Consider the following 14,205-nt stretch of genomic DNA (forward strand, 5'->3'; position numbering starts at 1 on the left):
AAAAGGGGAAAGCGGCATCAAAGTCTCCCTTTTTAAGGGAGATTTAGAGGGATCTAAAACTTTTGATACCTACAAAATAACTTTATGGCTAACGCCACGCAAGCTATCAAACATCCTTTCATAATTATAATTTAAACAGAGATTGGATCTGATGTAAAAACAGAAAATCAGCAATTACCAGAATAACAACTATGAATAAAAGTTTAAAGCCTATATTTAATGTAAATCCCATAGCTAGTAAAGTGAGTAAAACAAGATTCAGAACAAAACTTAAATAAACAATATATGGTGAAAAAGAAGTTGCAGGAGCATCAATTGAGTTAATTCTCTTCAAAATTTCTTTTGTACTTTTTGGTCTGTCTCTTGGTTCATATTCCATTAAATCATCAATTAGGTCTTTGAATTTTTCGGAAATTCCTGGTGCTTTATCTCGCCATAATAATTTTAAAGTTCGTGAATCTATATTCAGTTCTCCATTACCAGGATAAATTTCCGTTAATAAATGAACAAAAGTTCTACCTAATGAAAAAAAATCAGATCTATAATCAAATTGAAAATTTTCCAGATTTGGCAAATTTCTTTCTCCCTGTTCTGGTGAAGCATAACCAGGTGTGCCAATTTTTGTACTCGGTATAGTTTGCCTTTGATCCTGTTGAGTTAATTCTTTGACAATGCCAAAATCAATTAATACTAATTGACCATCTGGTTTTAACATGATGTTACTCGGCTTAATATCCCGATGGCAATAATTATGCTGATGAACATGACCTAAAATATCAATTAGTTGTTCTAACCATACAATAGCTTGTTTTGGATTGGTAATTTTGTTATTTTCCAGCCATCTCTTTAAATCCTGCCCCTCAATTTTCTCCATCACTATCCCATGTAAAATCTCCTGGGTGTGAAAACAGCGAAATTCAACGTAACCATCCATTGCGACTTTAGGAATTCCTGGATGATTTAATCGGTTTAGTACATCATATTCTTGTTTAAAAAGTTCCAATGCTTTAGGAATATTTAAGTTCAGAATTTTAATAACTTTCTGATCATTCCTTAATCTATCTTCTACTGCAAAAGTCCTACCAAATGCTCCATCTCCTAGTTCTTGAAGGACATGATAACGATTATTGATCATATCTCCTGGTTTAATCATGGCTTTATCTTTTTTGTGTTAATAAACTGTTTATTTATTTTATATAGCGGTATGCACTTGGATGAGATACAGTCATCAAATTACAAACCCTGTAGGGGTTTCCCCGCCCTCAATTGTATTGTCATCCGACCGAAAACCGCTATAATCATATCTTACAGCGATTTCCAATCATATAAGGTACATCTTAGCCCCCTCATCGCTTGCGGGGAGGGGGTTGGGGGTGGGGTTCTTGTACCTCAGAGCAAGGCAAAGCTTGCTTCTTAATTGGTACAAACATAGCCCCAAAGCTATTACATTCAGTAAGGACAACATGAACTGGTTGGGAAGTATCTTCTTTCCTATCTCCAACCTTATCAAAAGAAATAGTTCCTGAAGCTCCTTCCTTTACTTCTAAACTGTTTAATTGTTTCTGTATATTCAATCTTTGTTTTTCCCAGGAATCAATTGGAGACAATTTTTCTAGAACTTTTGTTAAAACCAAAGTACCATCATAGGACATAGCAGTTTGAATATTTATATAACCTGTTCCCCACAGTTGTTTAGCTCTGTCAATAACTTTTTGATTAGGACTAGTTAAAGGATGCCAATAAATAACTAACAAAAGTTTTTTGACGATATTTTTTCTATTGAGTATTTCAGTCCTATACAGAACCGAAAGTCCTCCCATTGGCAGTTGATCTTGATTTACATCAATCAAGCTTAAAGTATTCTTGATACTGTTGGGATTAACTCGACCATCAGGAATAAAGATAAGTGCCTTAGCTCCTTGCTGTTTAACTTCATTCAAAGTACTAAAAGCAGTAAAATCAGGAACAGATACATCTTTGTCAATTATCCTATTTACACCCAATTGGTTACGTATCTCTTCAAAAGCAGACTTACTATAAGTGCTGCTTGGAGTGTAAAAAATAGCTACTTTTTCTCCATTAGTTAATTTTGCTAATTTTAATTGCTTAATTAACTCAGGGATCTCAACCTTAACACTAGGGGTAATCCGAAATAAGAAATTTTCTGGATATTTCTGACCATTTAAAATACTTTCTCGGCTAGCGGTAGCAGGAGCAATAACAACAACTTTTTTTCGTTGATAAATAGGTAAAGCTTCTTTAGTAAGTTCAGATGTATAATGTCCAAATACTGCTACTATATCATCTTTAGAGAGGAGATTTTCAGCTAATTTAGGCACTGTATCGGGGTTATTATCATCGTTAACAATGATAACTTTTAACCCTGGATGTGCAGTATTTTTGTTAAAATCTTCTTGAATTTGTGCTGCACCTCTTAACAAAGCTTTTGCTGTGCCTTGATCATCCTGCTTGATAGGAACAATAACAGCAATAGTGTAACTTTTTCGGTGTTCTTGCATTAATTTGGCATTATTCAGATAAATCAAAATTTCCGGGTTATTTTGATTTTTCTTTCTCTTTTGAGTGAAAAAATTAACAGATTGTACAAATTGACCTGGTTGAAAATATGAATCTTTATCTTTTGGAAAAAGACTTTCTTCTCCACAGGATATATTGTCATTTAACTCAGGTTTTTCACACCAATTGTTAGAAATATTTACTAAGGTCAATAACCACTTGATAAATTTTATTTCTGGATCAATAAACCAATATCCCCAAGCGACAAAACCGATGATAAAAATAAACATTGACATTTTGTGGATTTTTTTGCGAAACCTTTTCATGTAAATAAACCTAAAAAATAAGTAAATGTATTTATTGATAACGATTTCTAATATACTTGTAAATTAAAGGATAGGAAATCCAGAAAGTTACGAATTTTTCTTGATTATTTTGGGAAATTAAACCAATTTTCCATAGTTTTTCTAGAGCTTTCCTAATGTTTAATTTGGAAATAGACAGAAAAAATTCATAAATTTCAAGTAGTGATATTGGCTCTTGTTCATGGGATAATTTTTGCATAATATTGATGTCTAAGTTTGATAAATAAGAAAATTGTTTATCCAATAAATCATTCATTGCATCACCTATAAATAATGTTCCTTCGAGAAAATCAGCAATATTACCGTTATGCCAATTTTGAATAGTTGTAGCAGCAGATTGTAAAGCTAATGGATGTCCTTTGTATTGTTTAATTAGTGTTTTTATGCTGCTATTTGTAAAATCTTTAAATTGAAAATTCTTCAATAGCTCTCCACAATCTTGATTATTTAAACCTTCTAATAGAAATTCTTTAACTCTAGAATTATTAACAAATGAATTCATTTGTTCAGGTATTATTGAACTATTAAATATTAAGCAACTTTGATGTTGTTGTTCGACAATGGCTTTTAAAAGTCTTTCATACTTAGTATACTGCTCTACGGATATTTCATTAGTGTCCGTCAATTTTTGCCATTGATCAAATATTAGTAAGCAACGATGGTTTTGTAAAAAATTAATTAATCTCATTATTCTTGGAGAGATATTCCTATTTTCTGTATTGTCAGCTAAAAAATAGGATTCCATATCAGTGAAAAAGTCTTCGACAAAAGGTGCATATTCCAGATTCTTCCAGAACACATATTCAAACTTATCTTTAACCTTTTCAACAAACTTTATTGATAGTTGAGTTTTACCAATCCCCCCTAATCCAAAAACTCCTATCAAAGCAGATTTGTCTTCAATTATCCATTTTTCTAATTGAGATAATTCTTGTTCACGTCCATAAAAATCTTTAGGAACTGGTTGTTCTCGCAAATCTATATGTAATAAATGGTTATTTGTTAGCTGGTCAATTTTTTGACTATTTTGTTCTAAAAGTCGTGTAATAACTATTTTGCAATTAGGTTTTGTAACTTTTCTATCTGTGACTTCAGAGAGGTATTTGAATAAATCAGGTCCCGTATTATTTTTAATGGTGTCAACAGCGTAACCTAGATTCATATTGGCATAGCTGATATTTTGCAATGAATATTCTAAAATCGCTTCTTGACAATCATTTAAAGTCCAATCTATTCCTTTCTCACGCTTTATCCAATCTTTTAATCTTCTGATTATCTCTTTCGCATCCATAGTCTAGTTCTCTTCTAATATCGTTTTTTGGATTGTATCTTAATTTGTTACAACTTTCTGAACTTTATTAGTTTTTATTACTTAAAATACTGATTAACAATTAGTATTTACAATTACATTAGCTTCAAAGATACTTAGTTGTAGAAAGAGAAAAACGAGGTTGACAACATGACTAACCAAAATTTATCCGCAACTAAAATTCATACTTCAGTAATTTCTCTAGCAGAAGTTACAAGTATTTCTAAACACCACAATACCATCTATGATTTTATGCCCCTACAATCACTGTCCGTAAAAAATATATTATTTACATATAGTTATCAGGGAGGGGATAACGAAGATCCCATTGTTCCTCCTAATTAATGCTAATTCTCTATGAGGTTGCCCCAAATAAATGTAGAGCCGAGAATCCCTACTAATAAAACGTCTCTACAACCAATACCTTAGCCAAATTACGAGGGTTCAACGGCTGTAGAAGCATTGTGAATACGACCAAGAGAGGTAAGCTTGGCAAAAATCTGGGCTAATAAAATAGGCTCTGGTTGTTCGGGAAGCATTTTTAACATTTCACGAACATATCGAAAACCACGATAGTAAGCCTTCAAATCAACAATGCCAGAACCAGGATTATCTTGACGGAACTGAGCTAAAAGATAATGGGATAAGTTGACCATGAAAAAAGAAAGATTAGCCGCATTAGTCACCGTAATTTGACTCCGATTCATAAAATCTTCTAACCCCCAAAATTGCTTGGCATCACGAAAATTAAACTCGATTTGAAAGCGCAGTTTGTAGTAGTCGATTATCTTCTCATAAGACAAATCTAGGTCACTAGAAAATAGAATTACATGACTACGAGCATTGGTATTGATATTGGTTTTCACCAAGATAACTACATTTAGAGGTTGAGCGAATTCTTTATGAAGTAGAGTAGATTGATAAATATCAGTTTTGATATCTTCTTCAAGACTACTTTGACGCAAATATGCCCCAGGAATATTACGCCAGTCCAACTTCTCTCCGTATTTACGACGTGAACGATGATTAGGGTCAGGATTGTGGTAAGGTATATATAACGCTGAATCGTGGCGTAACTTGGAAATTATGTGCAAGTTAACCTGGTTTGCCATCTGTAAGGCATTTTTGTTACCAAAATGACCATCTAACGCTAAGTAAGTGAGGGGAATAAAGTTAGCTATTAACTTGAATAGCTCATTAATCATCTTCTTAATTCGTAGTAATTCAGATGTGAAAATCACCTCTTTTTTGTTTTTATTCTTACTCCCTTTTGGTCGTCCTCTTCCTCGTTTCTCTTGCGGTTTTATTTCTGGGCTTGGTGATACACTAATTTTTTCTAAATCGCTCTTGATTACCTGTTCTATCTGAATTGGAAATGAGTGTCTTTGTTGAACACTTACTAATGATAAAGTAAAAAAAGATAGTCCAGATATTGGTTTGCTTATTAGACTGGAAAAGAACCTATCTAATCCATATGTTTTTTTCCCGGCTTTGCTTATTACTACCTCATCTCCTGCCAACAGATAAACATCATTTGGACAAAACAAATGCCGCCGAAAAAATACCCAAAACACTGTCGTCCAGGGTATGACTGTCTGAAAAAATCTCATCACTGTCCGATAGCTACCACCCACACCTGCCCAACGCGAGATTCCCAACATTGTGACTCGTCCGCTCATTGCTAACATCGCCATGATGATCCGGCTCAACTGCCGTATTGTCGTCACTTAAATTTGCTGGTAGCAGGCACTGCAATAATGTTAGGATGTCGAACATGGGCTGTGTGTGGCTTTTGAGTTGTTGTTTTGGAAGACTATAACTCTACTACATCAGCCCTCTCTCTTCATACTCTTTTTTTGGCTAAGGTATTGAAGTAATATAGCGATTATCATTCGGATGTAATAAAATCAATGCCCTGAAAATCTTTATCCTAAAGGTTTTGCAATTTAATGACTGTATCTCATCTAAGTACATACCACTATAACTTATAGTAACGTGAATCAGATTATTTGTCGTTTCAATCCCTAATAGGAAGTAAGTGAAATTGCAATTTGTTCTACAGTGATTTCCGAGAGTTCAGAAATGTTTCAATCCCTAATAGGGAGTAAGTAAAATTGCAATGTGGTTTTTGTAAATACATGAAACCTACTGAACCGTTTCAATCCCTAATAGGGAGTAAGTAAAATTGCAATTTTCCGGGACATCTAAAATCACCGCTGAAATTGTGCAGTTTCAATCCCTAATAGGGAGTAAGTAAAATTGCAATTGTACAATTCCTGGTTTTATCAGATATGGAACTTGTTTCAATCCCTAATAGGGAGTAAGTAAAATTGCAATGTTCCGTTGATTTTTACCCATGTTTCAGGGGGACTCTTTGTTTCAATCCCTAATAGGGAGTAAGTAAAATTGCAATTAGTTTCATCGCTCAAGTGATTATCATAGTTACGAGAAGTTTCAATCCCTAATAGGGAGTAAGTAAAATTGCAATCTGGAATATCGCCCTGAGAAATATGCCCAAATCGAGTTTCAATCCCTAATAGGGAGTAAGTAAAATTGCAATTTTTTAAAAATTCCTAAATTAATTTAAACAAAAGTTTCAATCCCTAATAGGGAGTAAGTAAAATTGCAATTTTATTAGCTGCGCCTGTGTTCCAATTTGTTTTAGTTTCAATCCCTAATAGGGAGTAAGTAAAATTGCAATGAGCTTGTAGCCTTTGGATTTGCAATGGTATTCAGCGTTTCAATCCCTAATAGGGAGTAAGTAAAATTGCAATTTCAGCAGGTGCAGAACAACGGAAGTGGGAAGAATCTGTTTCAATCCCTAATAGGGAGTAAGTAAAATTGCAATATTTTGATAACTATATGCAGCAGTTGACTATTGAGCGTTTCAATCCCTAATAGGGAGTAAGTAAAATTGCAATCTGATTTCTTCGGGTTCTTCAGTGAATACAGGTGTTTCAATCCCTAATAGGGAGTAAGTAAAATTGCAATGGAGAGGGGCTGCTTTCCTTGTTTCTACAATATGTTTCAATCCCTAATAGGGAGTAAGTAAAATTGCAATCACGGAGTTCTGAAGGACTATCTTTATCGGGTTTTCAAGGTTCAGTTGCGCGGATAATCTTATGATAATCCATTTCAGAAAACGTGTCAAGGATTAAAATAGCTGAAACCCTTGTTGTGCAAGGTGCGCGAATGGGTGAACTCCATGAACTCCATGAAAAGCTTGTGTAGAGTTGATTGCAGTCATTTTTTTCTCATCTGAATTTTTTACACCCACCCATCCGCGCATTATTAAGCGAAGAAAATCGTCTGATCACGGGGTTCTTTACCACCAATTCTTTCTATTTTACCAAAACAGCAAGCACAAAGGAAGTAAAAGCGAATGCTGTCGGTTTCAGGTTTAATGAGTTTATTAAGACGCGATCGCAATTTAGCATATTGAGTATTAGTTAACTCACATTCAAAAATACTATACTGCACCCATTGACCATAGGACTTGAGAATACTATGGATTTTAGTCCGCCGTTTATCCTCAGAAATATCGTAAGAAATAACAACATTCATAAATTCTGTGCGAAGTTATACCTTGTTGATGTACAGTAAACCAAAAAGTTTTTCCCAAAAAGCGATTCCTATAAAACACTGATGCTATCATCAAAAATTCAGTAACATAAGATATTTCATGATTCCCAGTGTTCTAACCAGTAGATATCATATAGATAACAATTACTTATTACTAGCTGGGTAATATTTTCTTGACGCTAACCGGATGGAATATAAATGCTTTCAACGACTTGATATTTCCTCTGTAGGGCTTGAGATAAAAAGGCTAACATCTGTTTGAGTGTGAAAAGTGTGCGATAAATTAATCGACTACCTTTCCTTTTACGGCTGATTTTGAGCCATAGTAGATTCACCCAGATATTAACTAGAAGAAAGGATATTCCAATGAATAGTAATCTCAAAACTGGATTTTTGTTATTCGTCTTAATTCGACAAATATTTTTCAGACGATAACTAGTTTCAATGCCAAATCTTTTTCGATAATCTTGATAGATATAATTTAAATTTGTTTTGACCTTATAAGCAACATAAACAAAGTATTGAACTCCATGCTTTTTACGCTTTCCCTTTCTATATTTACAGACAATCCATAAATCAAATGTGACGAAATCATCTTTATCTCTTGTAATGGTATAGGTAGTTTTATAACTTTTTTTACCCTTAAGAAATTGTTTGATTCCTCCTTTTTTTCCGGTCTTGATAGCAGGCATAAGAAAGGGAATATCTAATGCCTGTAACCATCTAATGACTGGAGTATTAAAAAATCCCCTATCCAAATAGAGTTTTTTTACATTTATTTTGAGGGATTCAAGTTCTGCTAATAAATAAGTAATCAAAGCCACGCTAGTATCTAATTGGCGAACACCCCTTATTGCCAAGGTTACACGCTTGTTATTACTAATAACATATAAACTGGCATAGGCGTAAAATGAATTAGTACCAGATTTAGCTTCACTTCGATATATGTAGGGTAATTCTGACGGTGTTGGTTTACCATAATAACAAATTAAATTTAAATCAATCGCTATTTTCAAACACCCCTTTTTTAAACAATCAAGGAATTCGACTTTTTAATGCTTGATTTATTTGCGCTTCTAATTCCTCAAAATTATTAATTTTATTGAGATGATATCTAATATCATTAGCTGTCGGAATATTTTTTAACAATTTAGCGGTGTTTTCAATACTATCTCCACTGCTGGCTGCTTTGACCAGAATCTCGAATAAAGTTTGTTGGTCACAGACTCCTTGCGTTTCAATGGAGAAATTTTCTATTAAACACTGAATAACTTCATCAAGGGTTTCTGAGTCGGTTAAAACGAGTTCTTCTGTAGACTCGCCCCGCGTGGCTTTTGTTAGAGATGAAACAGTCAATTTTTTCAACCAATATGCTACACACTACGTTCATCATTTCATATTTTGATCCAGTGCAAATTATTATAACTATTTCTTATGTATTTAGTATTGTATATCACATAAATATCTATGGTATTTTGTTGTTGATGCCTGCTTCGTCTGTAGCAATAGCGTTAGCATTCCGTAAAAATCGCTCTTTGGGAAAAACTTTTTGGTTTACTGATGTAGAGAATTTTTATTTCAGTACCAAAGGGGGATATTTATCAGTTGTTCCCATTAAATACTTGGACAGTAATCTTGCTTGCAATTCAAAAGCTTCTCGATAAGTACATTTACGTCCCATTACCGGGTGTTTAAACTCCGATAGTTTTTTCTTTTCATACAAAGTCAAAAAAGTTTTGCGTCCTTCTGGAGTGAGAGAAACAGCACCGCTTAACGGTTCAGTTACAAAATCTGCTGGGGTTAATAATTGTTTATTCAAAATAGATAAAACCACGGCATCTACCACTAAAGGGCGAAATTCTTCCATTAAGTCTAAAGCTAAAGAAGGGCGATTATAGCGATCAAAATGTAGATATCCTAAATATGGATCAAAACCGACAATATTCACAGCACTTTGCACATCATGACGCAATAAAGAATAACCAAAACTTAACAATGAATTTACCGGATCTGTAGGTGGACGACGGACACGCTTAGTAAAAGAAAATTTAGAATTACGAATCAGACTATCAAAACAACCAAAATAAGCAGCACTACCAGAACCTTCTAAACCACGCAAAGAATTGATATTTTCAGTTGAACTAATTGCAGCAATTACCTGTTCAGTGCGAGCAATATTTTTAGATAGATCAATATCATTAAATTCACGCTGATAACGCATCAAAGTTTGACGGTAATTTTTTAACTTTCCCCTAACAAAACCTTGAACAGCATGAATAGATTGGGGTGTTTCTCCTGCTGCTTGCCATTGTGCTTTGCGAATGAAAATATTACCAGTCATTTCCGGCTCTAAACGTCCTAAATAGTGACCAATTTTATTGATAAAAGATAGAGGAATATGACGAGTCATTAACTCATCTACAACAGCCGGCGAAATAGTTGCTCGTCCTAAAACAACTACACCTTCAAGATGAATAAATGGAATATCTTGAAGAATTTTCTTTTCAAATTTCACATTAATCCGTTCATCAACCTTACCAATAAAAGCATCATCTTGTGTGATGTAAAGAGTACCCATAATTAATCCTCAAGATAGGTGAGAGTAAAATTTAATTCAATTTGCTTCTTGATAACGCCCAACTTTATCAGCAAGTTGTGGCAAACATCGAGAATAAAGACTACAACCATCACAGCGTTTTGTTTTAACAGCTTTTGGCATAGCACCTGTAAACAGTAACGTTTGGATAGCTTCAATAGTAGCAATGGTACTACCTCGTAATTCTGAGGTAATTTCTACTAACTTCCGTTGATGAGTTTGAGCATAATAGATATAGCCAGTATTGATATTTTTTCCTGTCATTTCCTCCAAACACAAAGCTTGAGCGCAAACTTGTAATTCATCATTATCCCATTCTCCCCTGCGTCCTCTTTTATATTCAATTGGGTAAAATTCGCCATTTTCAAACTCAATCAAATCAGATTTGCCGATAAGTTGATATTTATCTGATTTCAAATAAATAGCGCGTATCTGCCAAATTTCCTCACGATTTTGTTCTCCAACTGTGTGGACTCGTTCATGTAAACTTGTACCTTCAATAGTATATTGATTATCAATGAATTCACCAGCACAATGAATCAACCAGCAACGATGATGACAATAGGAATATTGATTTAAAGAGGCAATATTAACGTAATCATCAGAATTGATATTTTCAACTAACATAAATTACAAAAGATTTGATAGACAATCAAGACATCGGTGACAAATAACTATTTTCTCCTAACCATTCCCATTCCCATAGTTGTTTTTCTACCAATACCAGCATATAAAGCAAAATCAACTAAGGCGTTAATTTGTTTAATTGCCGTTGTTTCTACATTGCCAAGAATGCGATAACTAATTTCACCTAAACAACCAATAAATTTATTCTCATAGTTGCTAATGACTTCAGTTTTGATATTAAATGCACTAGCATAAATTGATTCAAAAGAAATATTAGTTAATTCAATACCGCTATATTTATGCCACCGATTTAGTAGACTATTGAATACAGATTCCCGTGTTGGTAAAACATTATCAAATGCACCTTGACGAAAAGCTACAGGTGTAGAAAAGATGAAATTAAGATTGCGTTCTTTCTCACTTGCTTGTTGATAAAGTTGATGATAATTACAAGCATTTGCCCAAGGTTGATTAGATTGGGGTGTACCTTGAATGCTGGTAATATATAAGTTGGCTGAACCTAAGTGCCAAGGTTGTTTGGGGTTTATATTTAACCATAAAGGTGTAAGCTGATTAAATAAATTGTCATTTAATAAAGAAATACGCCACCAACAAGAAGTACCAGCAGGAATAGGATTTTGATGGGTATATTGCAAAGTATAAGATTGGATTTTATGTTTGTTTTCTACTTGCAATGGTGAGAGAGTAAAGGCTTTATCAGCGTTTGATTCATGTAAGTAGTCTCCTAATTTTCTATCAACAGAACTCACTAAGTTAAGAAATAAGGCGTGGTAATGTCTACCTGTGAGGAAATTGGGGTAAATTGGAGATTGGGGGATGATGTTGAGAATGAGACTATGAGGCATAATTTTTGCAGTGTGGCACAACTTGTAAGTAGATGATGAAAACTAAGAAAGATTCAGACTATAGAACGTATAAAGTAATAAAAGTTGAATAAAGAGTAAGACAAATGACAGTTGATAATTCTCGTGAAGCAGTAGCACTCACTAAAAAGTTAGAAGCCAGTTTACCAATTAAAGTCAAGGCAGCAAAAGAATTATTGAAAATGCTGAAGACAAGAGGAGACATAATAAATCCAGCTAAAGAATTTGAAGTTGATTGGGTAGCTTATTCTGGAGATGAAGGCGGGATTATGTGCAGATTGGTCAGCAAAAACGATAATCCCGAAGATGAAGATAAAGCACTATATATAGTGTCTATTACCCATCTCAAAATAGATCCAAATCATCCCCATGCAGAAGAAATAGCAACTTATCAACGTGAGAGAAATCGCAAGTTAATGTTACAAAATCGTGGTAGTTTGATGACTGAATTAATGCCTTCACGCTCTCCTAAAACAAATAAGAGCGGTAAAGGTTTTGGAAAATAATTAACTCCGAAAACGGTATTGCATTTGTTTAGGAAGGTTTACATTTTTGATATCATCAAAATAGTAATATTCCCCTTGCATTTGCACATTTTGAATGAGACTTACTGGAGGCATATTTACCACATCATAGCTAATAACTTGATTAGTAAACATGACATCTAAAGGGTTTAAAGGATGAGTGCAGGTAAATAAATCAGTTTTGATTTTTGGTTGTGGTAATTTCTCAACCGTAATTTCTGCTTTACTCATCCATTTACCTAAACGAATCCATTTAGGTAATTTGATCTCTTTTTGAGAAATTAGAAAGAACTCAAATTGACTTTCTGGTGCAATTTCCTTTGCTCTACCAAAACTGGGAATATTCTTTTGGGTTTTCTCCATTTCTACATGGTAGTTATTATTTGCATATTTCCATGTATTGAGAATAGATGAATGCCTCAGAGAACGAGCCGGAGTTATATAAATTCCTTGTTCATTTAAAGGGGTTAAATGTGCTTCATATTTTGGCACTTGTTCGGGGCAAAAATAGCGATAGGAATCTTCTTCAGCAACGGTAGTTGAGTAGATTTGACTATCAACTAAACCAAGGGCATAACAGAGGGCGTAATTATGAACTATTGCTTCTGTTTCGTAAAGTCTGCCGATTTCACGGGTGGCAAAATAGAGGCTATCATGTAGTTCTAATTGACAACGGTAGATAAACACCATTTTTGTTACTCCGCTTTAGCATTTTTACCTGCTTTTGGTTTTGCGGTTTTTGCTTCTTCAGACTTACCTTTAATATGCTTTTTAGCATAAGCCTTAGCTTCATCATTAGCTTGTTGTAAAAGTGATTTAATTCCTGCTTCGTTATTTGTGAGGTTTTTAACTTCATTGACTAGAGGTATAAAAGCATCACCAATTAAATCTGTATGCACAATAAATTCATCATTCATTAAATTCTCAATTGCACTTTTAGCAGCAGTAATTACATCATCTTCATCTAAAGGATCGGGTGATTTGAGAGTATTATTTGCTTTCATTTGATCGTATATGGCTTGAGTCCAACGCAGATTACTGGTAATTTCTCCATCAGCAAAAATCACACCGACTAATTCATTCCTAACGCGACCTGTGCGGGTTGTTTGTGCGCCATAATGACGAGTTCTGAGAATGTTATTAAAAACATAAAGAAAACTAGCTTCTGTGGGGTCTTTCAGTGTTACAATACTAGGAAAGAAAACTTGTGGTCTAATGTGATCTTGTTGATTAATTCTGCTAGTAACTTCACCAGCTTTAGAACCACTTTCTCCTTTAGAAGCCATTGTACCATTTTCAAAAGGAGCATTCAGAGTAAAGGTTTCATGAGATTCATCAAAAGCTGTAATTGAAAATGCCGTATCTACCACTACTTTTGATTTTTCTGAACCAGAATCACCAATAGCAAAACCGTAAATTATACAATCAGGATTATCCATTGCAAAAGATACGTTATATTCACATTCTTCTGCTGTCATGAATTCATATTTACGGAGTAATTCTCTACCTACTAATCTTTCTGGTGTTGACTGTTTACGTTTGAACATTGAAAGACGGCTAATGGTATTTTTATCTTTGACTCCAGCCCTTACCCGTGCTTTATTAAGTTCGCTATCTGTTTGAAATAAAGGATAAGATTCAGTAATGCGAACGGTGAGAAAGTGGGCATATTTTCCCATTGGTTTATAGGGAATTTCTGATTGAAATAATTTAGCGTCAACGGTTTTTAAGAGTGTCATGATGTTTTTCCAAAATGAGGTTAATTAGGTTTTAAGTTTCTTAATTTGGGTAGAGTATGGGA

Annotated in this window: 13 protein-coding genes, 1 pseudogene and 1 CRISPR repeat array; of the genes and pseudogenes, 2 read left to right on the top strand and 12 right to left on the bottom strand. The window is 34.0% G+C overall.

Annotated features, from left to right (window positions below):
- Positions 1 to 124: 124 nt before the first annotated feature.
- The 3 genes from EZY12_15260 to EZY12_15270 all read right to left on the bottom strand — a co-directional run bounded on the left by EZY12_15260 (position 125) and on the right by EZY12_15270 (position 4,173).
- The gene (locus EZY12_15260; protein QSX66190.1) at positions 125 to 1,153 is read right to left on the bottom strand and encodes a serine/threonine protein kinase; all 1,029 of its coding nucleotides are present in this window, start codon (positions 1,151 to 1,153) and stop codon (positions 125 to 127) included.
- Between the two features lie 193 nt (positions 1,154 to 1,346).
- Positions 1,347 to 2,813 (bottom strand): amino acid ABC transporter substrate-binding protein, encoded by a 1,467-nt coding sequence (locus tag EZY12_15265; GenBank protein ID QSX66191.1) that lies wholly within the window; start codon positions 2,811 to 2,813, stop codon positions 1,347 to 1,349.
- A 61-nt stretch (positions 2,814 to 2,874) separates the two neighbouring features.
- Positions 2,875 to 4,173 carry a hypothetical protein gene (locus EZY12_15270; protein QSX66192.1) on the bottom strand — a complete coding sequence of 433 codons (1,299 nt, stop codon included), beginning with the start codon at positions 4,171 to 4,173 and terminating at the stop codon, positions 2,875 to 2,877.
- 168 nt (positions 4,174 to 4,341) lie between these two features.
- Here EZY12_15270 and EZY12_15275 point away from each other — a divergent pair, with 168 nt between their 5' ends.
- A complete protein-coding gene (locus EZY12_15275) occupies positions 4,342 to 4,536 on the top strand; it encodes a hypothetical protein (GenBank protein ID QSX66193.1) in 195 nt (64 codons plus the stop codon).
- Positions 4,537 to 4,625: 89 nt separating this feature from the next.
- On the opposite strand, the pseudogene EZY12_15280 reads toward EZY12_15275, so the two are convergent.
- The 7 genes and pseudogenes from EZY12_15280 to cas6 form a co-directional block, all read right to left on the bottom strand.
- Positions 4,626 to 5,967: pseudogene (locus EZY12_15280) on the bottom strand (transposase).
- Between the two features lie 238 nt (positions 5,968 to 6,205).
- Positions 6,206 to 7,252: direct repeats of the CRISPR family, unit length 37 nt; unit sequence GTTTCAATCCCTAATAGGGAGTAAGTAAAATTGCAAT.
- Between the two features lie 230 nt (positions 7,253 to 7,482).
- A complete protein-coding gene (cas2, locus tag EZY12_15285; protein QSX66194.1) occupies positions 7,483 to 7,755 on the bottom strand; it encodes a CRISPR-associated endonuclease Cas2 in 273 nt (90 codons plus the stop codon).
- A 197-nt stretch (positions 7,756 to 7,952) separates the two neighbouring features.
- A complete protein-coding gene (locus EZY12_15290) occupies positions 7,953 to 8,588 on the bottom strand; it encodes a transposase (protein ID QSX70687.1) in 636 nt (211 codons plus the stop codon).
- Between the two features lie 220 nt (positions 8,589 to 8,808).
- Entirely contained in the window at positions 8,809 to 9,129 is a 321-nt protein-coding gene (locus EZY12_15295; GenBank protein QSX66195.1) for a hypothetical protein, read from the bottom strand.
- 217 nt (positions 9,130 to 9,346) lie between these two features.
- On the bottom strand, positions 9,347 to 10,351 hold the full coding sequence (gene cas1d, locus EZY12_15300) for a type I-D CRISPR-associated endonuclease Cas1 (protein QSX66196.1): 1,005 nt from the start codon (positions 10,349 to 10,351) through the stop codon (positions 9,347 to 9,349).
- A gap of 36 nt (positions 10,352 to 10,387) precedes the next feature.
- Positions 10,388 to 10,981, bottom strand: coding sequence for a CRISPR-associated protein Cas4 (cas4, locus tag EZY12_15305; GenBank protein ID QSX70688.1), 594 nt, complete (start codon positions 10,979 to 10,981; stop codon positions 10,388 to 10,390).
- Between the two features lie 62 nt (positions 10,982 to 11,043).
- On the bottom strand, positions 11,044 to 11,862 hold the full coding sequence (gene cas6 / locus EZY12_15310) for a CRISPR-associated endoribonuclease Cas6 (protein ID QSX66197.1): 819 nt from the start codon (positions 11,860 to 11,862) through the stop codon (positions 11,044 to 11,046).
- 104 nt (positions 11,863 to 11,966) lie between these two features.
- Here cas6 and EZY12_15315 point away from each other — a divergent pair, with 104 nt between their 5' ends.
- Entirely contained in the window at positions 11,967 to 12,386 is a 420-nt protein-coding gene (locus EZY12_15315; protein ID QSX66198.1) for a hypothetical protein, read from the top strand.
- On the opposite strand, the gene cas5d is transcribed toward EZY12_15315, so the two are convergent.
- Positions 12,387 to 13,094, bottom strand: coding sequence for a type I-D CRISPR-associated protein Cas5/Csc1 (gene cas5d, locus EZY12_15320; protein ID QSX66199.1), 708 nt, complete (start codon positions 13,092 to 13,094; stop codon positions 12,387 to 12,389).
- Between the two features lie 5 nt (positions 13,095 to 13,099).
- Positions 13,100 to 14,143, bottom strand: a complete 1,044-nt coding sequence (cas7d, locus tag EZY12_15325; protein ID QSX66200.1) for a type I-D CRISPR-associated protein Cas7/Csc2 — start codon at positions 14,141 to 14,143, stop codon at positions 13,100 to 13,102.
- Positions 14,144 to 14,205 lie beyond the last annotated feature (62 nt).

The organism is Dolichospermum sp. DET69, from assembly GCA_017355425.1.
Classification (GTDB): domain Bacteria; phylum Cyanobacteriota; class Cyanobacteriia; order Cyanobacteriales; family Nostocaceae; genus Dolichospermum.